The following is a 24,188-nucleotide window of genomic DNA, read 5'->3' as shown; positions in this document are numbered from 1 at the left end:
GCAGAGACGGCGATGTGGCCTGTTGGGGGACAGGGCGCGCTTGGTTTCGTTATTTGGGGGCGAAATGAGTTCAGAAGACACGTTGACCCGCGCTGAGATCGCTGATCGGCTCAACCGCCAGATCGGCCTCTCGCGGTCTGAATCCGCACAGATTGTCGAGCAGGTGCTCGATCTTGTGAGTGAGGCACTTGAGCAAGGCGAGAATGTCAAAATTTCCGGTTTCGGGACGTTCGTGCTGCGCGACAAGAACGAGCGCGTCGGGCGCAATCCGAAAACTGGTGTCGAGGTACCGATCACGCCGCGTCGGGTTCTCACCTTCCGGCCGAGCCAGACGCTGCGCGAACGCGTCGCGGGCGCCTGAATATCTCACGGCTGACTGTCGCGTGATGGGCTCGTGCGGTCGGTCGCGGATTGACCCGCGCGCGTATCTCGTTGCAGAATAAGGCATGGCCAAAGATGACGGCGCGTTTCTGACGATTGGAGAGCTTGCTCGTGAACTGGGCGTGGCGCAGCATATCTTGCGCTACTGGGAGACCCGGTTCTCGCAGCTTCGTCCGCTCCAGCGTTCTGGTAATCGCCGCTATTATCGGCCGGCTGACGTGGAACTTGCGCGTCGGATCCATCGACTGTTGAACGAGGAAGGCTTTACTGTGCCAGGTGCGCAGCGGGCCTTGGCCGGCGTGCGCAAGGCGGCGTCGGCGCCTTCCTTCCATGAGGCAGATGCGGCGCAACCCGCCGAGCGGGTCGTGCGAGCCGCTGCGCAGGCACCGAGCGACGAGCGCTCCAGTCCGGCACGGACCGCAATGGACGACCTGTTTTTGGGGGCGGGCGTCGATCAGCCGATCCGCCCGCGCGCGCCGGACTCGCCGGACATCTCCACGGTGATCGCAAGGCTGAGGGTGATCCGCAACAATCTCGAGGAGGCGCTCAACCCCGGTTGAGCGGCCTGCCGGTGATGCGAATCAGCGCTGATCCGGCCCCAGACTCGGATCCAGATCGCGTGGCCGTACAAAGGCTTCAAGCGTCGCCGCATCAGCGAATCCGCTGGCGAGGTCCGCCCAGCCCGCCACATCGAAGGTCAGCACGGCCATGGCGGCGGTCGGAAATTTCGTTTCGACGGATGCGCGCAGTCCGGCCAGCCGCTCTTGGCCGCTGGCCGTCAGGATGAAATCCTCAAGGCCGGGACTGTGGGCGGCCAACAGAACCGAGGCCCGGTCCGGCGCGGTTTCGCTCAGCACCTCTGCTATGGTTCCGGCAGAAGCCAGATAGAGCCGCATGTCCCGCATGGGTTCGGGGCAGGGGCCATAAGCGTCGCGAAAACGCGCCAATGTCTGCGTCACGCGGACGGCGGGCGATGCCATGATCGTCTCGAAGGTCACGCCGTGACCGGCGGCCCATTGGCCCATCACGGCCGCCGCGCGTTCGCCGCGGCCGTTCAGCCCGCGGTCGAAGTCGCGCAGCGCGGCATCGCTCCAGTCGGACTTGGCATGGCGCAGAACGATAACCGTCTTCATTCCTTGGTGGACACCCTAGTCTCATAAGATCCGTCCAGCGGTCTCTGCCCGATATCGGCCGAGGAACCAAGGCGTGAGCGCACGCGAGCGATGGCTTCATCGAGCGGAATGCGCAGGATGGGGACATCGGCTGGGAAAGCACTCAACAACCGGCTGGGCATGGCCGAGGAGAGCATCACGAACTGGCCGCTGTCGTCACCCCGGCGGATCAGCCGCCCGAATGCCTGGGCGAGGCGGGCGCGGACCAGCCGATCATCATAGGCGGTCGGCTCACCACTGGCCTGCCGCCGCGTTGCGTGCAGCACTGAAGGTTTGGCCCAGGGCACGCCTTCCATCACCACCAACCGCAGCGAATCGCCCGGCACGTCGATCCCGTCACGCAGCGCGTCCGTGCCGAGCAGGGAGGCGCGCGGATCGTCCCGGAACATGTCGATCAGGGTTGCCGGGTCGAACGGGTCGACGTGCTGCGCATAGAGCGGCAGGCCGGCACGGGCGAGCCGATCGGCAATGCGCTTCTGCACGGAGCGCAGCCGGCGAATGGCCGTAAACAGTCCCAGCGTCCCGCCGCCCGCCGCCTCGATCAGCCGGGCATAGGCGCCGGCCAGCGCGGGCAGATCGCCGCGCTTGATGTCGGTGACGATCAGCACTTCGCTCTGCCGCGCATAGTCGAAGGGGCTGGCCGCCTCGAACCATTTAGGCGCGCGCCCCAGATGCACCGCGCCCGATCGCTCGACGGCCGTCTGGGTATCGCCGCCGGCCCGCAGTGTCGCCGACGTGACGAGCACGCCATGGGCCGGCCGCATCACCGTCTCGGCCAGGGGCTTGGTCGGGTCCAGCCAGTGGCGGTGCAGGCCGATGTCATATTCCTTGCCCTCGACGCGATCCACCGCCAGCCAGTCGACAAAGGCCGGCTCGGGCGGCCCGCCGACGCGCAGCAGGAGCGCAATCCAGGCGCGCAGCAGATCGCACCGCCAGCCAAGGGCGGAGATCGCGCCATCGATGCGCGCGCGTGCCGGGCCATCCAGCCAGTCCGGCGCCAGCTCAATGACGGCGACGAGGCGCTTGCCCAGCCGCTGGAGCGGCCCCAGCAGCGCCTCCAACGCGCGCGCGGCATCCGTGGCAGCATCGATCAGTGCGCCGTCCGCTTCGCTCAGGTCCACTTCCAGCCCATAGCCCGGATCGGTGTCGCGTCCGTCCCGTTCGGCGCGGGCGTAGACGGTGTCGCGCACGGCGGCGAGCACCGCCTCGATCGCTCCCTCGGCGCCATGCTCGACGACGCGGCGCAGCCAGTCCTCGCCCGGCAGGGCGCGAGCGGCTTCGCGTGCGGCGTCGATGGCCTCGGCGCCTTCCTCGTCATAGCTTGCGACATCGGAGAGACGGGCGGCGAGGCCCCGCCGGCGGCCCTTGCGCTCGCTTTCCGGCCCCATGATCCAGCGCCGCAGCTCGATCGCCTCGCGCCCGGTGAGTGCCGCGCCGAAGGTCGAATCCGCTGCATCGAACAGATGGTGCCCCTCGTCGAAGACGATCCGGGTCGGCGTGCCTTGGGCTTCCCGCCCGCGCGCAGCGTTGATCATCACCAGCGCGTGATTGGCGATCACAATGTCCGCATTCTGGCTGGCGCGGGTCGCCCGTTCGATGAAGCAGGTGCGGAAATGCGGGCAGCCTGCATAGATGCACTCGCCGCGCCGGTCAGTGAGCGCTGTCGCGCCCGCGCGGCGGAACAGGGCCATCAGCCAGCCCGGCAGATCGCCCCCGACCATATCCCCGTCGCGCGTATAGCCCGCCCAACGCGCCACGAACTGCGCCAGCACCGCCGCGCGCCCGGCGAAGCCGCCCTGCAGGGCATCTTCCAGGTTGAGCAGGCAGAGATAATTCTCCCGGCCCTTACGGATGACGACATGGCGGCGGAAGGCGGCATCGTCCGGATAATGGCGCCGGGTTTCGCGGTCGAGCTGGCGTTGCAGGGCCTTGGTGTAGGTGGCGATCCACACCGTCCCGCCGGATTGCTCGGCCCATAGCGTCGCGGGCGCGAGATAGCCGAGCGTCTTGCCGATGCCGGTGCCGGCCTGAGCGAGCACGACATTGGGCGTATCTTCACGCGGCCGGGGCGCGAAGCTGCCGGACGCGGCGGCGGCGAAATCGCGCTGGCCCTGCCGCGTTTCGGCGCCGCTGCCGGTGAGGCTGCGCAGGCGCGCCAACACATCCGCCTCGCCGAGGGTCACCGGGCGCGGGGCAGGGCGGGGCGCCTGCTCCTCCCATTGCGGCAGGCGCGTGAACAACCATCGCTCGGCCTCAGCCGGTTGACGAATGCGCGGGCGCAGCAGCGGCGCCCAGCTCCACCGCAGCCGCTCGAGCTGATTGAGGCTGGTCCAGGCGCCTTCACGTTCCGCCCAGTCGGCCCGCTCGGTCCAGCCGAGCATGGAGCTGGCAATCTGCGGGATGAGCCGGGCCGTCTCGGCATCGCTGGCCGGCGGCGCCAGACCCATGGCCCGGGCCAGTCCTGCGACGGTGGGAATCACGAATTGGGCGGGGAAGAGGAAGGCAAATAGCTCCAGCAGGTCGAGGCCAGAGAGATCCGCATAGCCCAATCGCGATCCCAGCAGCGGCGCATTGACAAGCAGCAGCGGCGTATCTGCGGCGCGCGCAAGGGCCTGGCCGCGACCAAGCCCGATGGTCTGCTCGCCGCTGCCATCGGTCAGCCAGATGCCGGCATGGCTGGCATGGAGCGCCGGTGGCAGGCCCGGCAGGATCGGATCGGATGGGGACACCCGGCAGCCATAGCGTGCTTGGTCCATAAGGGGAACGCGCGTTCGGTCATTTTACCGCATAACCGCCCGCCGGGGTCGGGCTCAGCGCACCAGTCGGTCCCGGAGGTGCCGCAGCGCACGTTCGATTGCCCCATGGTCGAGCGCGCCGCCGACGGACAGACGCATATGCGTGGACGAGTCATCTTCAACGGCGAACGCACTGCCGGCCACGGCAGAAAGGCCCATGCCGCCTAACACACCGATCAGCGCGTCGATATCCGGCGCCCGTCCGCTGGTATCGCGCAGGTCCAGCCAGAGATGGTAACCCTCGGGCTGCATCCGGTAGGGCAGGCCGCCGAGATGGCGCGTCACGAGCCGGTGCCGCGTGACCGCTTCCGCCCGCACGCCATCGATCAGCGCACCGAACAGCCCCTCGCGCAGCCAGTGGCTGACCAGAGCGACGTTCAGCGGCGGCGCCATCACGGCACTGTCGCCCAGCGCCGCGCCCAGTTGCAGATTCTGCTCTGCGGAGGGCGCGCGAACATGCGCGACGCGCAAGGCCGGCGAGATGAGCTTGGACGTGCCGGCGATATACCAGCTTTGCACCGGGATCAGCGCCGCGCAGGGCGGATGGGCGGCGCGGCAGAGCTGCCCATAGGCGTCGTCCTCGATCAGTGTCGCGCCATGGGTGACGATGACGGCGGCAATCTCCTCCCGGCGCCGCAATCCCATGGTGATGCAGGTGGGATTGTCATTGGTGGGCGTGAGATAGACTGCGCGGGCGCCCTCGCGCAGGGCAGCGTCCAGCGCATCCGGTATCAGCCCATCATCATCGACATCGACGGGCGTGAGCACCAGCCCCCGCCGCCGCACCAGCGCGATCATGCCGGGATAGATGAACGGCGCACAGCACAGGCGGTCGCCCGGCTCCAAGATGGTGTGGACCAGCCCGTGCAGGGCATGTTGGGCGCCTGCCGTAATGGCGATCTGGTCCGCCTCGCTCGGCAAGCCGAGCGCCGCCAGCCGCTCAGCCCCCTGCGCGCGGTCCGCGATGTTGCCGAGGCTCGGCTGATACTGGAGGATCGGGGAATGGCGACCGGCGCGCAGCAGGCTGGCCATGCCATGGTGGATCGCCTGTGGCAGCAGGTTGAAGCCCGGCTGCGGTGGCACATTCATGCCCCGGTCGCTCGCGGTTTCGCCAAAGCGGGGCAGGGCAATGTCATTGCGCACGAAGCTGCCGAGCTTCCCGGCGCCTTCGATCAGCCCGGCCTCGCGCACCAGCGTGTAGGCGCGGGTGACCGTCGTCAGGTCCACGCCGAGCTGCGCGGCCAGATCGCGCTGCGCGGGGAGGCGTTCTCCGGGTCGCAACTCGCCGGAGTGGATCGCGCCGCGGAGGGCATCGGCAATGGCCGCATATTTTGGTCCATGGTCCGCGCGGAATTTCTCGGCGCGGATCAGGGCAACCCAGTTCTGCATGGCGAGCGCCCGCTTTATGTATGGTAGGATGATGCCTACATATCGCCTATCTGATTGCCAAAGGAAATGGAGCAATCGCCGTGTCTAACCTGACCACGCAAGAGCAAGAAAACGGGCCTCGGCATGACCCCGTGCGCACCGGGTTGCGCGGCCGCTGCCCACGCTGCGCGCAGGGCCGGCTATTTAAGGGATTCCTGACGATCCGCGACTCCTGTGAGGTCTGCGGGCTCTCATATGATTATGCCGAGCCGGCCGATGGCCCCGCTTTCTTCGTAATCTGCTTCGCCTGCGTGCCGGCAGTCGTTTTCGCGCTCGTGCTGCAGGTAAAAGCCGACCCGCCGCTGTGGATGCATCTGGTCACCACCCTGCCGCTGGTGTTGGCCACCTGCATCCTGCCGTTGCGGCCGCTCAAGGGCTGGCTGATCTGCAGCCAGTATTTCTTCAAGGCGCGGGAAGGGCGGGTGTCGCAACCCTGGCACCCTTATGGCGCGGATGGCCCGCTGGTGGCCCCTTCAGGCGACCGGCCGTGACGACTGCCCCCATCGATTTGGCCCGCAAGGCCGCAGCGCAGCATCTGCGCGAGAGCGGCTTTGCCGAAGAGGCTCAGCGCGTGGTGACGGGCGAGGGTGATGATTTCGTGGAAGTTAGGCTCGCGCTTGCTCTGCTCAAGATTCTCCAGCCAGAATCCGGCCCCCCGGTCCGGCGCCACGGCCGGCGGCTCGTCGGCGAGGAATGTTGAGGTAGGCCGAATTCAGGCGAGGCGGCGCCCGAAACCGCGAATTGGGCTAGCGCTGGCATCCGCGAAGGCCGCACTTTCCGCGAAAAGGGCTGATCGGGCCAGTTCGAGATGCTGATAGAGCGCGCCATCCCTTAGCGGGAAAATGAATCGGCAGCCGGTGCGGTCAACCTCATGCCAGATGGACTGGGCATAGATCGTCTCGCTCATATAATCGATCTGGAAGCGTGTGCCTTCGCTCAGGCTGCATCCTGAAATTAGGCCGCCATCTTCGGTCAGGTCCACCAAGGTGGCCTCCTGCACGTCGAGCACGGTCGTTATGATAACAGGAACTTGGACGCAGACGCGCTGCGGCCGGTCGATCTTATGGTCCACGGTGAGACTCCCACACAAGCCCACCCGATTCTCCCCTCCCCAGGGGTTTTGCGTCTCCGGCGGACGTTCACGATGTCTTACACCAATTGGTAAAATTTTCGTTTCGTCGCATTTCTGTTTTTTGCTCTCCGGCCTTTTTGGTTGTTGCGCGCGCGCTCTTGGCGCTAGAGGCTCGCCGCATGACTGATGCTGATTATGCCGCTCAACTGCGGGAGGCCGCGAAGGTCTCCAAGGCCTGGCCCTATGAAGAAGCGCGCAAGCTGCTCAAGCGCTATCCGCAGGGCAAGCCCGGCGATGCGCCGATGCTCTTCGAGACCGGCTATGGCCCGTCGGGGCTGCCGCATATCGGCACGTTCAATGAGGTGCAGCGCACCACCATGGTCCGCCACGCATATGAGGAAATGACCGGTGCGCCCACGCGGCTCATTGCCTTCAGCGATGATATGGACGGGCTACGCAAGGTGCCGGACAACGTCCCCAATCAGGCCATGCTGACCGAACATCTCGGCCGCCCGCTGACGCAAGTGCCCGATCCGTTCGAGAAATATGAGAGCTTCGCGCATCACAATAATGCGATGCTGCGCGCGTTTCTTGATCGCTACGGGTTCGATTATGAGTTCGTCTCCTCGACCGACATGTATCGCGGGGGCCAGTTCGATGACGCCCTGCGCAACGTGCTGCGCAACTATCAGGCGATCATGGACATCATGCTGCCCACGCTGCGCAAGGAGCGGCAGGCAACCTATTCGCCGGTGCTGCCGATCAGCGCGAAGAGCGGCATCGTGCTGCAGGTGCCGGTCGAGGTGGTCGATGCCGATGCCGGGATCGTCCGCTTCGAGGACGAAGGCGAGACGATCGAACAGAGCATCCTCTCCGGCGGCGCCAAGCTGCAATGGAAGGTCGACTGGGCGATGCGCTGGGTGGCGCTCGGCGTCGATTACGAGATGGCCGGCAAGGATCTGATCGACAGCGTCACGCAAAGCTCAAAGATCGCTCGGGCGCTCGGCGGACGCCCGCCCGAGGGCTTTAATTACGAGATGTTTCTGGACGAAAAGGGAGAGAAGATCTCCAAGTCCAAGGGCAATGGCCTCAGCATCGAGCAGTGGCTGACCTACGGCTCGGAAGAGAGCCTGGCCTTCTATATCTATCGCGAGCCCAAGGCGGCCAAGTCGCTGCACATCGGCGTCATTCCGCGCGCGGTCGATGATTATGAGCAGTTCCGCTCCGCCTATGCCACGCAGGCCGTGGACAAGCGCCTCGGCAATCCCGTCCACCATGTCCATGGCGGACAGGTGACGGACGATCCGCTGCCGGTGACCTATGGCCTGCTGCTCAATCTGGTCGGCGTCATGGGCGCCGATGCGACCGAGCATCAGGTGTGGGCCTATCTGCGCAACTACGCGCCCAATGCCTCGGTGGAGCGCTATCCGCGCGTCGCCGGCCTCGTGCGTAATGCGCTGGCCTATAATCGCGATTTTGTCGCCCCCACGCTCAAGCGCCGCGCGCCGGAGTCCAACGAAGCGCTGGCGCTGCGCGAACTGGATGCCCAGCTCGCCGCTTTGCCGGACGACGCCTCGGCTGAGGACATCCAGAATATCGTCTACGAGATCGGCAAGGACCCGCATTACGGCTTCGAGCAGCTGCGCGACTGGTTCAAGGCACTCTATGAGACCTTGCTCGGCGCCCAGCAGGGGCCACGCATGGGCAGCTTCATCGCGCTCTATGGCATTGCAAACAGCCGCAAGCTGATTGCCCAGGCGCTGGATCTGGCAGCCGCATAATCGGTAGAACGGGGGGCAAGCTACCCCTCCAGCTTTCCCCGCGTTCAGCAGCCGCATCGGTTCTCGGGGCGATGCGGCTGCAATTGCGCGGACCGGATGGCCGCCACGGCTGCGACGGTCTGGTGAAAGAGGAAATGCGTGACATCGCAGGGCAGCGTCTCGCGCAGCAGGCGCGTGGCCTCCGCCTCGTCGCCCTGGATCGCCGTCAGCGCCAGATCGCCAAGCAGCGCCTCGTCAGGGCTGAGCGACATCGCGCAGGGTCGATGCACGAGGAAATGTTCGGGCCAGCCCTCCTGCAATCCCCGCACGAGCAGAATGACGCGCCGGGCGGCATCCATGGACCGCAAGCGGACGGCGAGGTCCGGCACAGGATCACGGCCTGACTGGCCGTAGATAATGCACAGCCGCGCGGCCATGATGAGGTGCATGGCCGTCAACGGAAAGGACCGCAGGTCCCGAAAGGCGAAAAGAGCGGATAAATCCCTGGTCATGGCGACCCCTTCCAGCAGAATGAACGCTGGCAGGATATGCTATTGCGAACGAATTGCAATAGTGATTGAGGCCGATGTCAGAGTCAATCCCGGTGGCTCTCGCTTGGGCGGGGCCACCGGGTGCACTCAGGGCACGGCTGATTACCGAGCCTTGGCGTGAGCGATCCAGTCGTCGATCTTGCGCTCCAGCACGCTCATCGGCAGCGCGCCGGTCATCAGCACCTGATCGTGGAAGGCCTTGACGTCGAACCGGTCGCCAAGCGCCGCCTGCGCCTTCTTCTTCAGCCGCTGGATGGTCAGCGCGCCGATCTTGTAGGAGAGGGCCTGGGCTGGCATGGCGATGTATCGCTCGACCTCGGCGGTGGCGTCCGTCTTCCCCATCGAGCTGTTGTCGAGCATGTACGCAATGGCCTGATCGCGGGTCCAGCCCTTGGCGTGGATGCCGGTATCCACCACCAGCCGCATCGCACGCAGCATCTCATCGTCGAGATGGCCCATGCGCTGATACGGGTCTTTGAACAGGCCGAAATCATAGCCCAGCGTCTCGGCATACAGCGCCCAGCCTTCAACATAAGCCGTGTTGCCGCCGAAGCGGATGAAGTCGGGCAGGCTGGCATTTTCCTGCGCGAGGCTGATCTGGAAGTGATGGCCCGGCGCGCCTTCGTGCAGATAGAGCGTCGTCATGCCGGGAATGCTGCGGGAGGGCAGGTCATAGGCGTTGAAGTAGAACACGCCGGGGCGCGTGCCATCGGGCGTGCCATTCTCGTAGGAACCGCCAGCCTCGAACTTCTCGCGGAATTCGGGATAGGGCCGGATTTCCAGCTTGGCCTTGGGCAGCGTCGAGAACTGGCTCGGCACCTTCTCATCAACGATCTTGCCGATGCGGTAGAATTCTTCCGTCATCCACTCGCGGGACTTGGGGTGAAATTCCGGGGCCTCGCGCAAATGGGTGAAGAAGGCGCCGAGGGTGCCCTTGAATCCCACTTCGTCCCGCACCTGCTCCATCTCGCTGCGGATGCGCGCGACTTCCGAAAGGCCGAGATTGTGGATATAATCCGGCGTGAGCGGCAGCGTCGTCATGCTCTTGACCAGCGCGGCATAAAGCTCCGCGCCACCCTTCATGGCGCTGAGGCCGACGCCCTCGCGTGCCACCGGCAGATAGTCCGCTTTCAGGAAGTCGCGCAGCCGCTTCTGGGCGGGGTTGATCTCGTTGATCAGTGCATCCCGATAAGCCTTGGTCAGCCGCTGCCGGTCAGCCGGCGCGATGTCCTCGGGAAAATCCTTCACCGGCTGGTAGAAGGGCGACTCGTCCACCGGCTGGGCCAGCAGGGCGTCGAGCTGCGAGATCGTATTGCCGATGGTCAGCTTGGTCTCGACAACGCCGCTCGCCATGCCCTCGCGGAAGCGGCCGATCGCGCGGTCGAGATAGCGCACATAGTCCTTGTGGCGCTTGAGGTTGTTCTCATAGTCGGCGAGCGTCTTGAACGGCGCCGCGCCCTTGCCGGACGACAGGGTCGGGTAGAAGGTGTGCAGCCCCGTGAAATGATTGATCGGGATGACCGCGCTGATGTTGACCAGCGGAGGGCTGAGCTTCGTCAGCTTGTCCTGCACTTCCCACTCGAACACATCATAGGCGATCTTGTTCTGGGCGTTCAGCCGGTCGCGGTTGACGGCATGGAGAGCGGCGAGATTGTCCTGCGCGATTTTGCGCTCAGTCGCGAAATAGGCGTCGCTGATATAATCGCCCATGCGGTCGGCATGGCGCATATCACCCCGAAACAGCGCGTCGAGCGGGTTGTTGGCGAGCGTGGCCTCGTTGGCGCGGGCGAACAGCGCGGTCAGGCGTTGATCCTCGCTCGAGGCGGTCTGACCGGCGGGTTGCGCCGCAGGCGTCTGGGCCAGCAGGGGCGTGGCAAAAGCGGTGGCGGCAAGCAGCAACGAGAGGCTGCGGGTAAGGCGCTGGGCGCGGAACATGGGAAGTCCTTTCCGGGAAGGTCGATCAGAAGATCGCATGCATGGATGCGTAGCGCCGCGCGCTGTTCATCACAACGCTCGACCGGCTCGTTTCGTCGCGGGGAAGCATGCTCAGGCGCATAAAAAGGGCCGCGCCGAATGTCGGCGCGGCCCTCTTCATTCTTATCCCGAGAAGGGAAGCGTGATCAGCGGTAACGGAAGGCGTTGTGGATCACCTTCACGACCCTGCCGGTGCGCGTATTCACGAGCAGTGCGTCGTCATAATGGCGTACCCAGACCTGGTTCGCACGGGGGGCATCCCAGTGGAAGCGGCGCCAGTCATTCACGACATAGTTGCGGCCGTAATAGGCGGGCCGGATGGTGACGCCTGCCTTGAAGCTCTGATATTTGAACGGGGCCGCGCGCCACGGGCGCTCTCGATTATAGTCGCGCACCTCGCGCTGATAGTCCCAGCGGGCGCCGCGCAGGTCACGCTTGGCATCGCGAACATCGCGACGGGCGTCGTTCACGTCGCGACGAGCTTCCCGCACATCCTGCCGGTCCTGGGCGTGATAGGGCTGGGCCATCGCGGTGGTGGGGATGAGGGTGAGGGCTGCAAGCCCGCCGAGCAGAAACTTTTTCATCATGTGACACTCCTTTCAGTGCCGGCCAGGCGCCTCGTTCTGCGGCCTTGGTCGCCTGATCCTTATCGGCTCGACGGGCTGAATGGCGCGCGAACGCCTGTGTCAGCTTTCGCTCATAAGTGTCGCAATTTGTCTGAGGTTCCCACGCGTGGCGGAGCGCGGAGTCAGGGCTTGTTACGCGGTTCCCACGGGCGCTCGCGATACCAGCGGGTCACGACATATTTGGCGCCTTTGGCAACGGGCAGGGCCGCATGCAGCGTATCGTAATTGGGGCTGCCGTCCGCGGTCATATTGTTCCAGATGAGCAGCGTGCCGGTGCGGGGCGGGATCGTTACGCCCAAGCGCGGAAACTGCGTCTCGCCCCCCGCTTGGACGTCGCACAGATAGGCCATCGCCGTCCAGCAGCGTTGTCCGCCGGTCGCCCGCATCGCCGGCCAATAGTGCACCTTCGCGGGGAAATAATCGCAATGCAGCTGATATTGCTGGGACTCGTAATAACGCTGGCCCTGCAGCAGCTCGCCATAGTCGCCTTCGATGCCCATCAGCGCGTCGATGCGCTTCGTCACCGCGACCACGAGTGGATCGTAGATGTCGAGATTGCAGCTGCTGCTGGTGCGGTACCCCGACTCGGTGCCGGAAAACAGCTTGGAGGGTTTGCACCCGGCATCGATCTTGCCGATCAGCTCGGTGCATTCCTTGGGCGTCACCAGCCCGTGGCGCAGGAACATCTCGGCCCGCTCGGTCTGCACCCGGCTGATCATCGGGTTGCGGGAGAGGCGCTGGCGCACGCGGACGCCGATCTCCGCGCGGGCTTGCGAGGGAAGTTCCGCGTCATCTGGCCAATTTTGCTTCATGCCTGTCTCCTGCCATCCCGATCCCGGGCTTAGCAAGGGGAGGCGGTGCGCCCGCACCCAAAAAAGGACCGGCCCCTGCCGAAGCGGGAACCGGCCCAGTCTTTCCTGAAGGCCGCTCAGGAAGGGCTTGGTGCGGGCTCCGACCCGCTCACCAGAAGAAGTCGTGGATCACATCGACGACATAGCCGTCGCGGGTGTCGACCAGCAGCGCATCGTCATAATAGCGCACCCAGCGCAGCGAGCCGTAGACGGGCGGCAGGCGGTACTCGTAGGGATCGCTGATCCAGTAATTCCGCCCAAACAGCATGTCGTTCAGGTAGATGCCGATCGAAAAGCGGCGGTAGCCGTAGTTCCAGCCATAGGGCGCGTAATAGGTCGGCATCCTGTAGACCGAGCGATACTGCGTACGGTAGCGTTGCCAGTCATAGCGCCGGTCGTTGCGCCAGCGATTGTCCCAGCGGCGCTGGTCGGCCCAGCGTTGGCGCTCGTTCAGGCGCTGCCGCTCCCAGTCGGCGCGGTCCCGGCTGGTGCTGTCATTGCGTCGCCAGTCATTGTCGCGGCGACCATCCCAGCGGCGCGCGTCGTCGCGGTCTCGCCAGTCGGTGCGGTTGCCATCCCGATTGGCCTGCTCGCGCCGACGTTCCCATTCGGCGCGGTTCTCGGCCTGCTGGCGGCTATCGTCACGCCAGTTGGCATTGTTCCGGCTGGTGTCATTCCAGCTGCGCGGCTGATCCCGGGGACGCTCGCGCTGCTCGGGCCTGTCGGGCCGTCCGGCCTGGTCGGGTGCGCGACGGTCCTGCCAATTGGGGCCGGGCGCATCGGACGGCGCGACGCGGGTCGTGGTCACCGTAGCGGGCGCGCGCTGCTGCGGAGCCGGCTGCGGGCGCATGCCGTCCCCACGCGACGGTCCACCGCGCTGTCCCGACCAGTCACGCCGGCGATCGCCGCCACCCTGCCGCGGTGCAGATTGCTGCTGCTGCTGGTTCTGGTTGCGGATCCAGTCGCCCCGGTTGGCGCTGCGCTCCTGCGCAGCAACCGGCGCGGTGGCCAGCATGGTGGAAGCCAGCAGGCCGAAGGTCAAAAGACGGCTCATCGTGGTTACATCCTCAAAGCAGGCGGTTCTTCGCCATTAAGGATGTGTTTACGACAAGGCCGCTGTCGTCATGCTGAACATTGCTGACAGCGATGCGAAAGCTTGTCTCGCCGCGGGACGCTCAATCGGCGGTCGAGCGCCCGTCATTGGGCGGCGTCATGGCGGGCACATGGCGCGCGGCATCTGCCGGCGCGATGCCCGGTGCCGGCGCGGCCGCGACGCGCTCCTCACCGCGCATGATGCGCCCCGCCTGCTTGATCGCCTCGCGAATGCGCGGATAGGTGCCGCAGCGGCAGATATTGGTCATCGCCGCGTCGATCTGCGCGTCGGTCGGGTTGCTGTTCCGGCGCAGCAGCACGGAGGCCGCCATGATCATGCCGGATTGGCAGTAACCGCATTGCGGCACCATCTGCGCTGCCCAGGCCTGCTGCACAGGATGGCTGCGATCGGGCGACAGCGCCTCGATGGTTGTGACGAACCGGCCTTCCATCGCTGCGATCGTGACCTGGCAGGAGCGGATCGCGAGGCCGTCAATGTCGACTGTGCAGGCGCCGCAGTCGCCCGTGCCGCAGCCATATTTGGTGCCGGTGAGGTTGGAGGCGTCCCGCAACGCCCATAGCAAGGGCGTCTGCGGGTCCATTTTGTACTCGACCGGGCGGTCGTTGACGGTGAACTTGGTCATCGGCCCCGCGTCACTTGCCGTCGACGAGCTTGCGGGTGAAGTAGACCATTTCCATCGCTTTCAGCCGGGCACTTTGCTCGATGTCCGCATCGCCCGAATGGCCGCCTGCTGTGTCCTCATAGAAGAGATAGGGGATGCCATAATCCTTGAGCCGCGCCGCGAACTTGCGAGCGTGCTGCGGGCCGACGCGGTCGTCCTTGGTCGTCGTCCAGATATAGGGCTCGGGATAGGCCTTGCCCTTCACCACATTATGATAGGGCGAGATGGTCTTGAGGAACGCCTTTTCCTCCGGCACCGAGACGCTGCCATATTCATCGACCCAGCTTGGCCCGGCGGCGATCTGCTCGAAGCGCAGCATATCCAGCAGCGGCACCTGAATGACCACCGCATTCCACAGCTCGGGATGCTGGTTGAACTCCACGCCCATCAGCAGCCCGCCATTGGAGCCGCCGAAGATGCCGAACTTCTTGGGGCTTGAGAGCTTGCGCGCGAAGATGTCCTGACCCACAGCCGCAAAATCATCATAGATGATCTGGCGCTTGGTCTTGAGCCCCGCCTGATGCCAGGCTGGTCCGAACTCCCCGCCGCCACGGATGTTGGCGATGACGAAGCTGCCGCCCCGCTCCAGCCACAGCTTGCCGATCAGCGCGGAGTAGGACGGCGTGTAGGAAACCTCGAACCCGCCATAAGCCGTCATGATCGTGGGCGTGCTGCCATCGCGCGCCATGCCCTCGCGGTGGACGATGAAATAGGGGATTTTCGTTCCGTCAGTGGAGCTGGCCTCGAACTGCTCGACCACCAGCCCGCTGGCATCGAAGCGGGCAGGCAGGGCCTTCACCTGCACCGGCGCCGGCTTGGCGGCATCGATCTGCCAGAGTGTCGTCGGCTGGAGAAAACCGGTGACGGAGAGATAGGCCGCATTGTCCCGGTCGCTGGCCGCCGCGATGCCGATGGAGGCATTGTCGGGCAGCGTCAGCGCAGTCGATGTCCAGCCCGTCGCGGTCGGCGTCAACACGGCGGCGCGGCCACGCACATTGTCGGTGGTGGCGAGGATGACATGGTCGCGGGTCGTGGCGACCTGCTCGACCGATTGCCGGGCGCCCGGTGCGAACAATATTTGGGGCACCAGCGTCCGCTCGGCGCGCAGATCATCGAGCGAGATCGCCACCGCGCTGCCGGTCGGCACGTTCACGCCGCCGCTGCGCCATGGCTCGCTGGTCTTGAGGATAACTCGGCCGGCAATCATGCCCGAGAGTGTGGACTTTGCCGGCAGCGGCAGTTTGCGCACGCCCTGCGGCGTGACGAGAATGTAATCATTCTCGAAGAAGGTCCGCGAGCGCACCAGAATCACTGCTCGATTGCCCGCGCCATCGTTGAGCACCGCCGGCCAAACGCCGACATCCTCCTTCGCGCCGCGAAACACCTCTGTGGCATCGCTCAGCGGCGCACCGCGCTTCAGCGTCTTGACGACGAACGGATAGCCCGATGCCGTTAGCGTGCCTTCGCCCCAGTCGCGCGAGGCGATGAGCGTGTCGGCATCGACCCAGTCGACACCCTGCTTCGATGTGGAGAGCGCAAAACCGCCCTTGACGAAGGCGCCGGTGGCAAGATCGAACTCGCGAATGTCGGTGGCATCCTCGCCACCGTCAGAGAGCGAAATCAGGCAGCGTCGCTCATCCGGCTCCAGGCAGGTGGCGCCTTTCCACACCCATTTCTTCGCCTCGGCCTTGCTCAGCGCGTCGAGATCGAGCGCGGTCGTCCAGCGCGGGCTGGCCTGCGCATACTCGCTGGCGCTGGTGTGCCGCCAGATGCCCTGCGGATGCGCGGCATCCCGCCAGAAATTATAGATGCGCCCGCCGATCAGGCTCGGCATCGGAATGCGGTCGGTCGCGGTGGCGATGGCGATCGCGTCCTTCACCATGCTGGGGTAGTTCGGGTCGTTCTGCAGCACGTTCACGGTGCGCGCATTCTCCGCCTCCACCCAGGCCATGGACTTCTCCCCATGCCAGTCCTCGAGCCAGAGGAAGGGATCGTCCTGCGCCACAGTGTCTGCCGTAGCCGCCGTCGTTCCGCTTGCGAGGGTGATCGCAGCCGCCATTGCCAATACCTTCATGGAGAATCTTCCCGGAAACACGCCCCTGATTGCCACCAGCGGCGTGCCGGAGCAATGCTCAGTCGCGCCAGCTCGGGTCGATCCGGTCGATCACGCGCACCATCGCGGCAAAGTCGAGCATCCCGAACCGTTCGGCCGGAATGGCCGAAAACATGTCGCGCTTATGCACGGCCAGCACCTCGTCTGGGATGATCAGCGGCGTGCCCGCCTGCCGGGTCGCCAGCTGGATTTCGCAGGCCCGCTCGAATACGAAATAGCGCAGGAATGCCTCCGGCAACGTCTGGCCCATCACCAGCAGGCCATGGTTGCGCAGGATCATGAAGCGCTTGTCGCCCAGATTGGCGACGAGGCGCGCGCCTTCCTCCGTGCGCACGGTTACGCCCTCGAAATCATGATAGGCGATGTTGCCGACCAGGAAGCCGGCATAGAAGTTCGTCGCCAGCAGCCCTTCCTGGGTAGACGAGACGGCCATGCCCGCCGTGGTGTGGGTGTGGATGATACAATGCGCGTCCGGCACATGGCGGTGGAAGACGCTGTGCTGCACGAAGCCCGCGCGGTTGACCGGGTGCGGGCTGCCATCCAGCGTGTTGCCGTCAATGTCGATCTTGACGAGATTGGATGCCTTGACCTCCGAATAATGGAGGCCGAAAGGGTTGATGAGAAACGCCTGCTCTTCGCCCGGCACGCGCAGCGAGATGTGATTATAGATCAGTTCGTCCCAGCCCATATGAGCGAAGATGCGGTAGCAAGCGGCCAGTTGCTGGCGGGCCTGCCATTCGGCATCGCTCATCGGGTGTGTTTGGGCGGCTGTGGCCATGATCCTCTCTCCTTGCGCCGGACCCTCCTGGGTCTCGTGGGGCGATGGCTTGGATGATGCGCGGGAGAGGGCGGGTTGTCGAGTGAAAGGCGGCGGCCTGTGCCGCTGTCACTGCGATGACCCGGAGCATCTGCTAACAGAGACCCGCTTTTCGCCAGCTATGGACGAGTGACGATGCAATTTTCCTCGATGATCCGCGCCAGCCTCCCGCTTGGCCTTCTTCTGCTCGGCGCCTGCGCGCAGACGGCGCAGCGGCCCGCATCCCCGGCTGGCGACAGCATTGCGCGGCTGCAGATCATCGCCTTCAATGATTTTCACGGCCATATCGATACTGTCGGACAGACCGTGCTCCCACCGGGCGCCGCTGCCGATGCGCCGCGCACGGCAGCGGGCGGCGCGATCCACTTTGCGCAGGCCGTCTCCCGCCTGCGGGCCGAGAATCCCAACAGCGCCGTGGTCTCCGCCGGCGACATGATCAGCGCGTCGCCGCTCATCTCCGGCCATTTCCTCGATGAGCCGACGATCCGCGTGATGAACACGGTCGGCGTTGATTTCAACTCGGTGGGCAATCATGAGTTCGATCGCGGGCCGGACGAGCTGCGGCGGATGCAGACCGGCGGTTGCACGCAGTTTACACGATTGCAGCCCTGCCAGGTGATGAGCGATTTCCCGGGCGCGCGCTTTGGCTTTCTTGCGGCGAATGTGCAGCAGGCCGATGGGCAGACCTTGTTCCCGGCTTATGGCCTCAAGCGCTTTGCCCTCGCTGGCGGCAAGACGGTGACCATCGGTTTCGTCGGCGTCACGCTCAAGGGCACGCCGGCGATCGTGGCGCCCAGCGGTGTCGCCAATCTGCGCTTCCTCGATGAAGCGGAGGCGGCCAACAGCTATGTCGCCGCGCTCAAGCAGGCCGGGGCAGAGATATTGGTGCTGCTGATCCACGAAGGCGGCTATCCGGGTGGGGAGGGCGATCCCGGCGATTGCGGCTCGCTTTCCGGACCGCTGCCGCAGATCATGGCGCGGCTCGATCCTGCTTTCGATCTCGTGATTTCCGGCCATACCCATCAGGCCTATGTCTGCCGCTATGGCACGGTCGATCCGGCTCGGCCCTTCCTTGCCACCAGCGCCGGGCAATATGGCACGCTGCTCACCCGCATCACGCTCGATTATGATGTCGCCGCACATCGGCTGGTCGATAAGCGGGCCGAGAACCTTCTTGTGGAGCAGCGCGAGGATGCGCCTGTCGCCCAGCCCGAGCTGACCGATCTCGTGGCCCGCTATCGCACGGCGGCCTCCAGCGTGAGCGACCGAGTCGTCGGCAAGCTGGCCGGCAGCCTGACCCAGATCGCCGATGCGAGCGGCCAGAGCACGCTCGGCAACTTCATCGCGGATGCGCAGCTGGCCTCCGTGCAAGCGCCGGAGCGGGGCGGGGCGCAGCTGGCCCTCATGAATCCCGGCGGATTGCGCGCGCCCATCGCGCCCTTGGCCGATGGCAGTGTGCGCTTCGGTGATCTCTATTCCGCGCAGCCCTTCGGCAATGTGATGCTCGTCAAGCAGCTCTCGGGCGCAGATATCCGTGCCGCGCTGGAGCAGCAGTTCACCCGTGGCGATCGCCCGTCGATTCTCAGCGTTTCCAGGGGATTCAGCTATGAATTCGACGCCAGCCGTCCCGCCGGCGCCCGCGTCTTCAACATCCGGCTGAATGGCGCGGCATTGCGCGACGAGGGCACTTACCGGGTCGCCATGAACAATTTCATCGCGCAGGGCGGTGATGGGCTGCGGCTGTTCGCGCCGGCGCCGGTGCTGGCCGAAGGGCCGGTGGATGTGGACGCGCTGGAGGTGTATATCGCCAGCGACTCGCATCGCGGCCCACCTGCCCTGGACCGCATCCGCAATGCCACACCGCAATGATTGTGGCCTTTTCCAAGCCTTTCCGGTCTTGATCCGGTAAGGTCACCCTGATAAGGGCAGCCCGTTCCGCCGTGGCAGATTGTCGCGGCGTATGTTATTTTAGGCAGATTGATACCGCGTCCGGAGTGTGCTCCGGTCCCTGCGGACAAGCGATAGAACTGGAGACTGACGAGCTTATGCAAATCATCGTGCGCGACAACAACGTCGACCAGGCGCTGCGGGCGCTCAAGAAGAAGCTGCAGCGTGAGGGCGTTTATCGCGAGATGAAGCTCCGTCGTCACTATGAGAAGCCCTCCGAGAAGCGTGCGCGCGAAAAGGCTGCGGCCATCCGTCGTGCCCGCAAGCTGGAGCGCAAGCGCGCCGAGCGCGACGGCGCCCGTTAAGTTACTTTCAGGGCCGCGCTTGCGGCCCTGTTGATTCTCCCGGTTTCAATAAGAAGAGGCACGGCCCATGTCCGTCACGGCGGTTCCCTTGCAGCCCATCCGGCGCGGTTCGGTTCGTCGTTTCTGGCTTGCGGTCGTGCTGGTGCTGGCCGTTGCGGCGGTGCTGGCCTGGGCTGGCAGCCGCCAGTTCGGTCATACCTCCAGCGGCCTGCGCTACCAGATGATAACGCAAGGGTCGGGCGAAAGCCCCACCCGCGATGATTTTGCGCTCGTCGCCTATAAGGGCACGCTGCCCGATGGCACGGTGTTCGACGAGAATGAGAGCGCGCCGATGGACCTGCAGTCGCTGGTCCCCGGCTTTGCGGAGGCGGTGACCCTGCTCAAGCGCGGCGGCAGCATTCGCGCATGGATCCCCGCCGAGCTGGCTTATGGCGACAGCCCCCCTCCGGGCGGCGTCATCCCGCCGAACACGCCCTTGCAGTTCGAGATCAAGCTGCTTGAGTTCAAATCCCGTGCCGAGGTCATGCAGGCCCAGCAGATGATGCAGATGCAGCAGATGATGCAGCAGCAGGGCGGAGGTCCGGGTGGCCCGGGCGCGATGCCGCCGGGCGCGCCGGAGATGCCGCAGCCCTGATGGGGAAGGGGCGCCGATCCGGCGCCCGCTTCACACATCTCATTCCCGGCCCGGCATCTGGGCCGTCATCCTGTTAGACGCCTCATCCGCTAATGACCGGCCGGCCATAATTCTTGGCATAGGCATTTTCGACACCGGTCAGAATTTCGACGATATCGAAATAACGGTCCCAGAAGGCTGTTTCCCGCAGGTCCTCGACCAGCAACTGATAGGCGTGGTGGTCGATCGCATCCCACATCCAGATGTCGGTTACGCGCGTCGCGTAGAACTCCACGTCGAAGAAGCGCAGCGCAACCTTGCCGGCGTGCTTGCGCAGAATGGGCGCGAATTGCTCGTTCAGCAGCGCGAAACGCTGATCGACGGGAAAGCCGAGCCACTCTGGCGACGTCTTGACCAGCATGAAGACGGTGAGGGCGGGTTCGAACGAAAGGCTTGCATTGGTCATGATAGGTCCTTGTCAGTCTGTGTCTGCGCGGACTAAATGCGAGCAAATGCTCAAGATTGGCTACTCGCATTGACGTCATGACCAACATCCCTTCCCAGCAGCGCTCCATCCCCAGAAAATCGCCGCGGCAGAGCCGCTCTTTGGAGACGGTAAAGGCCATCGTCGAAGCGACGGCTCGCATTCTGGAGGAAAAGGGACTCGGCGGACTGACCACCAATGCCGTTGCTGAACGTGCTGGCGTCAGCATCGGGTCGCTGTATCAGTACTTTCCGGGCAAGGACGCCCTGATCGGCGCGCTGATCTTGCGGGAAACCGCGCTGCTGATCGCCGATTGGGAGGCGGCGACAACGGCCGAGACGGGGCAGGCGGCGCTGGCTCTGCTGATCGCAGCAGCGGTCGCGCATCAACTCCGGCGCCCCGTTTTGGCGCGCCTTCTTGATATCGAGGAGGCCCGGCTGCCGCTCGATCCGGCAATTCACGCGGTGAGCGTGCGGCTCCGCGAGATCGTTACCAGCGTGTTACAGCGCCCGGATCTTCCAACCCAAGCCGACACGGCGTTCGCCGCGCAGGACATGCTCGCGATCATCAAGGGCATGGTCGACACGGCTGGCGCGCATGGAGAACAGGACCGGCCCGGTCTGGAAGAACGCGTCGGTCGGGCCGTGCGCGGCTATCTCGGCTATCGGTGAGGAGCCGCTCTTACCGCAAAAGCGCTCAGCGCTGCGCCGAACCTGCTGTCTCTTCAGGATGCAGCGACATCCCTGCCCGGCCACTGCGGAAGCTGCTGATCCAGGTGGCCGGATTGAGCCGCGTCGAGCCGTCGAGCGAGAAGGTGATAAACTCGGCGCGGCCACCCAGTGATTCCCACGGCACAGGGCCGCCAAGGCCCTGCATTGCGGCAGAGACGCGGCTGTCCGCGCTATTGTCGCGGTTATCGCCCATCAGGAACACATGGCCGGCAGGGATGCGCACCGGGCCGTACCAGTCGGTCTCGCGTGTGCCCATGTCGATGATCGTGTAGCTGCGCCCATTGGGCAGCGTCTCACGCAGCACCGGGAGCACGCACACCTGCGTGCCATCCGGCTGTGCCTCAAGCGCGCCGGGGAACTGGCGCGGATCGCACCGGCTATTGGCGTCCACCGGCATCCGCATGGCGGGCAGGGCCTCCTGCTTGACCGGCTTGCCGTTGAGGATCACCACGCCGTCCCGCACTTCCAGCAGATCGCCGGGCAAGCCGATGACGCGCTTGATATAATCCTCGTTGCTGTTCTGCGGCGTCACGATCGCGATGTCGCCGCGCTCGGGCATCTTGCCCCAAACGCGCCCGTTCATGAACGGCAGCGTGACACCCCAGGGCTCGGGCGGTCCGCCCAGCAATGTGGTGCGCAGGATCGCGGCCGGATTGGGAATCGTCGGGGAGACGTAGGACCAGCCATAGGCATATTTGGAAACAATGAGCCGGTCGCCCACCAACATGGTCGGCATCATCGATTCGGACGGGATGTAGAAAGGCTTGGCCACGAAGCTGTGGAACGCCAGCACCGCCGCGAGCAGCAGCACGATGCTCTTGATCTCGCCGACCCAATCGGTCTTCTTGTCAGCGCGTTTCCGGCGCGTTTCCTGCGCCTTGATCGATGCCTCATCCGTCACGGAAAGCGCGCCTCCAGAATGACGAACGCCTGCGCCCAGGGATGATCGTCGGTCAATGTCAGGTGAACAAATAGGCTGGCGCCGGGCGGGGTCAAGGCATCCAGTCGCGCTTTGGCGCCGCCCGTGAGGGCAAGCGTCGGTGCGCCGGATGGCAGATTGACGACGCCAATGTCCTTCATGAAGACGCCGGCCTTGAATCCGGTGCCGACTGCCTTGCTGAAGGCCTCCTTGGCCGCGAAGCGCTTGGCCAATGTGCCGGCCTTCGTAAACGGGCGTCGATTGGCTCGGGCGATCTCATGGTCGGTGAACACCCGCTGCTCGAATCGCTCTCCGAACCGGTCCAGAGAAGCCTGGATTCGCTCGATATTGCAAAGATCAGAGCCCAGGCCGACGATCATGCCTGGCCGCGCGCCTCGTCCATCAGCTTGCGCATCTGCGCCACGCTGTCGCGCAGGCTCAAGAAGATCGCCTCGCCGATGAGGAAATGGCCGATGTTGAGTTCCGCGACCTGCGGAATCGCTGCGATTGGCGTGACATTCTCGTAAGTCAGGCCATGGCCGGCATGGGGCTCGATGCCGTTCTTGGCAGCCAGCGCCGCCATTTCGGTGATGCGCCGAAGTTCCGCAGCCTGCTCGGGGCCTTCGACCTCGCAATATTTGCCCGTGTGCAGTTCCACCACCGGCACCTTGAGGCGCAGCGCCGCATCGACCTGGCGCGGATCGGCCTCGATGAACAGCGAGACGCGGCAGCCCGCTTCGCCGAGCCGATCGACCATGGGCGCGAGGTGATTGTGCAACCCGGCCGCGTCCAGCCCGCCCTCGGTGGTGCGCTCCTCGCGACGTTCTGGCACGAGGCAGACGGCGTGCGGCTTGTGGCGCAACGCGATCTCCAGCATTTCCTGCGTCGCCGCCATCTCGAAATTGAACGGGATCTCCAGCTCGGCGGACAGGCGCGCAATGTCCTTGTCCGTGATGTGCCGGCGATCTTCACGCAAATGTGCGGTGATGCCATCAGCGCCGGCTTCCTGCGCGAGCAGGGCGGCGCGGACCGGATCGGGGTAGGAGGCGCCCCGCGCATTGCGGATGGTCGCCACATGATCGATGTTGACGCCCAGGCGCAGGTGGCGGCCGCCTTGGTCCGCCATTGCTGTCATGCCCGGCTGCCCGGCTTGGTGGCCGGGATCGCGGCCAGTTCGGGCGGCAGATCGTCAGCGTCGTACACGGGGAAGTTGAGGCTCACGAGCGGGAAGAAGGGCACGCCGAGATTGGCCTCGCCGGCCGAGCGATCGACCACGGCGGCTTCGGCGATGACCTCGCCGCCTTCCGCGCGCACCGCTTCCATGGCCTGGCGGGAGGAGAGGCCGGTCGTCACGACGTCCTCGACCATCAGCACCTTCTGGCCGGGCGTCAGCGAGAAACCGCGACGGAACAGGAAGGTGCCCTGCGGCCGCTCGAGAAACAGCGCATCGCAGCCCAGCGCCCGGCCCATTTCGTGGCCGATGATGATGCCGCCCATCGCCGGGGAGACAACGACGTCGATGGCGGCGCGAATATCGCGCGGGATAGATTGGGCGATCGCAACGGCGATGCGGCCGGCGCGCTCGGGATTCATCAGCACGCGCGCGCACTGCAGATAGTTGGCGCTGTGCTTGCCCGAGGACAGCAGAAAATGCCCCTGGAGCAGCGCGTCACAGGCGCGAAATTCAGCGAGCACTTCCGATTCTGTCATGTTTCCCCGACCTCTTATATAGAGCGGCGCAGATAGCGGCGGACGGGCTGACAATCAACGGCTGGCATTCGGGCAATTTCTGCGCTTGAGGCTGGGAGGCTGGCTGCGTATAGGGGCCGCAAGATCAATGAGGGGGGCCGCAGTCGATGTCTTTCGCTAGCGGC

Annotated in this window: 25 protein-coding genes and 1 pseudogene; 9 read left to right on the top strand and 17 right to left on the bottom strand. The window is 65.2% G+C overall.

Annotated elements, in window-relative coordinates; genetic code table 11:
* Window positions 1-64 precede the first annotated feature (64 nt).
* Together M2336_RS16220 and M2336_RS16215 are read left to right on the top strand one after the other, a co-directional pair.
* Complete coding sequence (locus M2336_RS16220; RefSeq protein WP_264570883.1) at window positions 65-361, top strand: integration host factor subunit alpha; 297 nt, start codon at window positions 65-67, stop codon at window positions 359-361.
* 85 nt (window positions 362-446) lie between these two features.
* Window positions 447-677, top strand: a pseudogene (locus tag M2336_RS16215) (MerR family transcriptional regulator); the annotation flags it as partial.
* A gap of 285 nt (window positions 678-962) precedes the next feature.
* Here the strand turns inward: M2336_RS16215 and M2336_RS16210 are convergent.
* Genes M2336_RS16210 through M2336_RS16200 form a run of 3 tightly spaced genes read right to left on the bottom strand, consistent with a single transcriptional unit; the run spans window position 963 to window position 5,737 of the window.
* Window positions 963-1,514: a SixA phosphatase family protein gene (locus M2336_RS16210; RefSeq protein WP_264573280.1), complete on the bottom strand. Its 552-nt coding sequence runs from the start codon at window positions 1,512-1,514 to the stop codon at window positions 963-965.
* Window positions 1,511-4,309: an ATP-dependent DNA helicase gene (locus M2336_RS16205; protein ID WP_413716184.1), complete on the bottom strand. Its 2,799-nt coding sequence runs from the start codon at window positions 4,307-4,309 to the stop codon at window positions 1,511-1,513. Before M2336_RS16205 ends, M2336_RS16210 begins: the two co-directional genes overlap by 4 nt.
* A 54-nt stretch (window positions 4,310-4,363) precedes the next feature.
* Complete coding sequence (locus tag M2336_RS16200; protein WP_264573278.1) at window positions 4,364-5,737, bottom strand: PLP-dependent aminotransferase family protein; 1,374 nt, start codon at window positions 5,735-5,737, stop codon at window positions 4,364-4,366.
* Window positions 5,738-5,826: 89 nt separating this feature from the next.
* On the opposite strand from M2336_RS16200, the gene M2336_RS16195 reads away from it, so the two are divergent.
* Window positions 5,827-6,267 carry a DUF983 domain-containing protein gene (locus tag M2336_RS16195; RefSeq protein WP_413715978.1) on the top strand — a complete coding sequence of 147 codons (441 nt, stop codon included), beginning with the start codon at window positions 5,827-5,829 and terminating at the stop codon, window positions 6,265-6,267.
* The gene (locus tag M2336_RS16190) at window positions 6,264-6,476 is read left to right on the top strand and encodes a hypothetical protein (RefSeq protein ID WP_264573276.1); all 213 of its coding nucleotides are present in this window, start codon (window positions 6,264-6,266) and stop codon (window positions 6,474-6,476) included. The genes M2336_RS16195 and M2336_RS16190 overlap by 4 nt, the downstream gene beginning before the upstream one ends.
* Before the next feature lie 12 nt (window positions 6,477-6,488).
* Here the strand turns inward: M2336_RS16190 and M2336_RS16185 are convergent, their stop codons facing one another.
* Window positions 6,489-6,848, bottom strand: a complete 360-nt coding sequence (locus M2336_RS16185; RefSeq protein ID WP_264573275.1) for a PilZ domain-containing protein — start codon at window positions 6,846-6,848, stop codon at window positions 6,489-6,491.
* A gap of 179 nt (window positions 6,849-7,027) precedes the next feature.
* Between M2336_RS16185 and M2336_RS16180 the strand changes: the two genes are divergently transcribed.
* Window positions 7,028-8,629 (top strand): lysine--tRNA ligase, encoded by a 1,602-nt coding sequence (locus tag M2336_RS16180; RefSeq protein ID WP_264573274.1) that lies wholly within the window; start codon window positions 7,028-7,030, stop codon window positions 8,627-8,629.
* A 44-nt stretch (window positions 8,630-8,673) separates the two neighbouring features.
* Here M2336_RS16180 and M2336_RS16175 read toward each other — a convergent pair whose 3' ends face one another.
* From M2336_RS16175 to M2336_RS16140, 8 genes are all read right to left on the bottom strand, one after another.
* Window positions 8,674-9,120, bottom strand: a complete 447-nt coding sequence (locus tag M2336_RS16175) for a hypothetical protein (protein WP_264573273.1) — start codon at window positions 9,118-9,120, stop codon at window positions 8,674-8,676.
* 141 nt (window positions 9,121-9,261) lie between these two features.
* Entirely contained in the window at window positions 9,262-11,094 is a 1,833-nt protein-coding gene (locus tag M2336_RS16170) for a DUF885 domain-containing protein (RefSeq protein WP_264573272.1), read from the bottom strand.
* A 185-nt stretch (window positions 11,095-11,279) separates the two neighbouring features.
* Window positions 11,280-11,720 (bottom strand): RcnB family protein, encoded by a 441-nt coding sequence (locus tag M2336_RS16165; protein ID WP_264573271.1) that lies wholly within the window; start codon window positions 11,718-11,720, stop codon window positions 11,280-11,282.
* 161 nt (window positions 11,721-11,881) lie between these two features.
* Window positions 11,882-12,571, bottom strand: a complete 690-nt coding sequence (locus M2336_RS16160; RefSeq protein ID WP_264573270.1) for a 2OG-Fe(II) oxygenase — start codon at window positions 12,569-12,571, stop codon at window positions 11,882-11,884.
* A 148-nt stretch (window positions 12,572-12,719) separates the two neighbouring features.
* Entirely contained in the window at window positions 12,720-13,664 is a 945-nt protein-coding gene (locus tag M2336_RS16155; protein WP_264573269.1) for an RcnB family protein, read from the bottom strand.
* Between the two features lie 121 nt (window positions 13,665-13,785).
* Window positions 13,786-14,346, bottom strand: coding sequence for a (2Fe-2S)-binding protein (locus M2336_RS16150; RefSeq protein ID WP_181560199.1), 561 nt, complete (start codon window positions 14,344-14,346; stop codon window positions 13,786-13,788).
* Window positions 14,347-14,356: 10 nt separating this feature from the next.
* A complete protein-coding gene (locus M2336_RS16145) occupies window positions 14,357-16,459 on the bottom strand; it encodes a prolyl oligopeptidase family serine peptidase (protein WP_264593203.1) in 2,103 nt (700 codons plus the stop codon).
* A gap of 58 nt (window positions 16,460-16,517) precedes the next feature.
* A complete protein-coding gene (locus M2336_RS16140) occupies window positions 16,518-17,276 on the bottom strand; it encodes a class II aldolase/adducin family protein (protein ID WP_264573267.1) in 759 nt (252 codons plus the stop codon).
* Window positions 17,277-17,450: 174 nt separating this feature from the next.
* On the opposite strand from M2336_RS16140, the gene M2336_RS16135 reads away from it, so the two are divergent.
* The 3 genes from M2336_RS16135 (at window position 17,451) to M2336_RS16125 (ending at window position 20,201) form a co-directional block, all read left to right on the top strand.
* Complete coding sequence (locus M2336_RS16135; RefSeq protein ID WP_264573266.1) at window positions 17,451-19,184, top strand: bifunctional metallophosphatase/5'-nucleotidase; 1,734 nt, start codon at window positions 17,451-17,453, stop codon at window positions 19,182-19,184.
* Window positions 19,185-19,360: 176 nt separating this feature from the next.
* A complete protein-coding gene (gene rpsU / locus M2336_RS16130; protein ID WP_181560196.1) occupies window positions 19,361-19,567 on the top strand; it encodes a 30S ribosomal protein S21 in 207 nt (68 codons plus the stop codon).
* Between the two features lie 67 nt (window positions 19,568-19,634).
* Window positions 19,635-20,201, top strand: a complete 567-nt coding sequence (locus M2336_RS16125) for an FKBP-type peptidyl-prolyl cis-trans isomerase (protein ID WP_264573265.1) — start codon at window positions 19,635-19,637, stop codon at window positions 20,199-20,201.
* An 82-nt stretch (window positions 20,202-20,283) separates the two neighbouring features.
* Here the strand turns inward: M2336_RS16125 and M2336_RS16120 are convergent, their stop codons facing one another.
* The gene (locus tag M2336_RS16120; RefSeq protein ID WP_264573264.1) at window positions 20,284-20,646 is read right to left on the bottom strand and encodes a darcynin family protein; all 363 of its coding nucleotides are present in this window, start codon (window positions 20,644-20,646) and stop codon (window positions 20,284-20,286) included.
* A gap of 77 nt (window positions 20,647-20,723) precedes the next feature.
* Here M2336_RS16120 and M2336_RS16115 point away from each other — a divergent pair, with 77 nt between their 5' ends.
* Window positions 20,724-21,335: a TetR/AcrR family transcriptional regulator gene (locus M2336_RS16115; protein ID WP_264593202.1), complete on the top strand. Its 612-nt coding sequence runs from the start codon at window positions 20,724-20,726 to the stop codon at window positions 21,333-21,335.
* A gap of 25 nt (window positions 21,336-21,360) precedes the next feature.
* Here the strand turns inward: M2336_RS16115 and lepB are convergent, their stop codons facing one another.
* The 4 genes from lepB to pyrE are packed head-to-tail and all read right to left on the bottom strand — an operon-like array spanning window position 21,361 to window position 24,024.
* On the bottom strand, window positions 21,361-22,278 hold the full coding sequence (gene lepB, locus M2336_RS16110; protein WP_264574899.1) for a signal peptidase I: 918 nt from the start codon (window positions 22,276-22,278) through the stop codon (window positions 21,361-21,363).
* Between the two features lie 14 nt (window positions 22,279-22,292).
* Window positions 22,293-22,694, bottom strand: a complete 402-nt coding sequence (gene acpS, locus M2336_RS16105) for a holo-ACP synthase (protein WP_264573262.1) — start codon at window positions 22,692-22,694, stop codon at window positions 22,293-22,295.
* Complete coding sequence (locus M2336_RS16100; RefSeq protein ID WP_264593201.1) at window positions 22,691-23,449, bottom strand: pyridoxine 5'-phosphate synthase; 759 nt, start codon at window positions 23,447-23,449, stop codon at window positions 22,691-22,693. The genes acpS and M2336_RS16100 overlap by 4 nt, the downstream gene beginning before the upstream one ends.
* Window positions 23,446-24,024, bottom strand: coding sequence for an orotate phosphoribosyltransferase (gene pyrE, locus M2336_RS16095; RefSeq protein WP_264573260.1), 579 nt, complete (start codon window positions 24,022-24,024; stop codon window positions 23,446-23,448). The genes M2336_RS16100 and pyrE overlap by 4 nt, the downstream gene beginning before the upstream one ends.
* Window positions 24,025-24,188: the final 164 nt, after the last annotated feature.

The sequence above is a fragment of the Sphingobium sp. B1D7B genome, from assembly GCF_025961965.1.
Classification (GTDB): Bacteria; Pseudomonadota; Alphaproteobacteria; order Sphingomonadales; family Sphingomonadaceae; genus Sphingobium.
This window is presented reverse-complemented; position numbering and strand designations above follow the sequence as displayed.

What these genes read in the sequence shown, in the direction of transcription:
- M2336_RS16220 (WP_264570883.1), top strand. Translation starts at nt 65, where the DNA reads ATGAGTTCAGAAGACACGTTGACCCGCGCTGAGATCGCTGATCGGCTC.
- M2336_RS16210 (WP_264573280.1), bottom strand. Translation starts at nt 1,514, where the DNA reads ATGAAGACGGTTATCGTTCTGCGCCATGCCAAGTCCGACTGGAGCGAT.
- M2336_RS16205 (WP_413716184.1), bottom strand. Translation starts at nt 4,309, where the DNA reads ATGGACCAAGCACGCTATGGCTGCCGGGTGTCCCCATCCGATCCGATC.
- M2336_RS16200 (WP_264573278.1), bottom strand. Translation starts at nt 5,737, where the DNA reads ATGCAGAACTGGGTTGCCCTGATCCGCGCCGAGAAATTCCGCGCGGAC.
- M2336_RS16180 (WP_264573274.1), top strand. Translation starts at nt 7,028, where the DNA reads ATGACTGATGCTGATTATGCCGCTCAACTGCGGGAGGCCGCGAAGGTC.
- M2336_RS16175 (WP_264573273.1), bottom strand. Translation starts at nt 9,120, where the DNA reads ATGACCAGGGATTTATCCGCTCTTTTCGCCTTTCGGGACCTGCGGTCC.
- M2336_RS16170 (WP_264573272.1), bottom strand. Translation starts at nt 11,094, where the DNA reads ATGTTCCGCGCCCAGCGCCTTACCCGCAGCCTCTCGTTGCTGCTTGCC.
- M2336_RS16165 (WP_264573271.1), bottom strand. Translation starts at nt 11,720, where the DNA reads ATGATGAAAAAGTTTCTGCTCGGCGGGCTTGCAGCCCTCACCCTCATC.
- M2336_RS16160 (WP_264573270.1), bottom strand. Translation starts at nt 12,571, where the DNA reads ATGAAGCAAAATTGGCCAGATGACGCGGAACTTCCCTCGCAAGCCCGC.
- M2336_RS16155 (WP_264573269.1), bottom strand. Translation starts at nt 13,664, where the DNA reads ATGAGCCGTCTTTTGACCTTCGGCCTGCTGGCTTCCACCATGCTGGCC.
- M2336_RS16150 (WP_181560199.1), bottom strand. Translation starts at nt 14,346, where the DNA reads ATGACCAAGTTCACCGTCAACGACCGCCCGGTCGAGTACAAAATGGAC.
- M2336_RS16145 (WP_264593203.1), bottom strand. Translation starts at nt 16,459, where the DNA reads ATGAAGGTATTGGCAATGGCGGCTGCGATCACCCTCGCAAGCGGAACG.
- M2336_RS16140 (WP_264573267.1), bottom strand. Translation starts at nt 17,276, where the DNA reads ATGGCCACAGCCGCCCAAACACACCCGATGAGCGATGCCGAATGGCAG.
- M2336_RS16135 (WP_264573266.1), top strand. Translation starts at nt 17,451, where the DNA reads ATGCAATTTTCCTCGATGATCCGCGCCAGCCTCCCGCTTGGCCTTCTT.
- rpsU (WP_181560196.1), top strand. Translation starts at nt 19,361, where the DNA reads ATGCAAATCATCGTGCGCGACAACAACGTCGACCAGGCGCTGCGGGCG.
- M2336_RS16125 (WP_264573265.1), top strand. Translation starts at nt 19,635, where the DNA reads ATGTCCGTCACGGCGGTTCCCTTGCAGCCCATCCGGCGCGGTTCGGTT.
- M2336_RS16120 (WP_264573264.1), bottom strand. Translation starts at nt 20,646, where the DNA reads ATGACCAATGCAAGCCTTTCGTTCGAACCCGCCCTCACCGTCTTCATG.
- M2336_RS16115 (WP_264593202.1), top strand. Translation starts at nt 20,724, where the DNA reads ATGACCAACATCCCTTCCCAGCAGCGCTCCATCCCCAGAAAATCGCCG.
- acpS (WP_264573262.1), bottom strand. Translation starts at nt 22,694, where the DNA reads ATGATCGTCGGCCTGGGCTCTGATCTTTGCAATATCGAGCGAATCCAG.
- M2336_RS16100 (WP_264593201.1), bottom strand. Translation starts at nt 23,449, where the DNA reads ATGACAGCAATGGCGGACCAAGGCGGCCGCCACCTGCGCCTGGGCGTC.
- pyrE (WP_264573260.1), bottom strand. Translation starts at nt 24,024, where the DNA reads ATGACAGAATCGGAAGTGCTCGCTGAATTTCGCGCCTGTGACGCGCTG.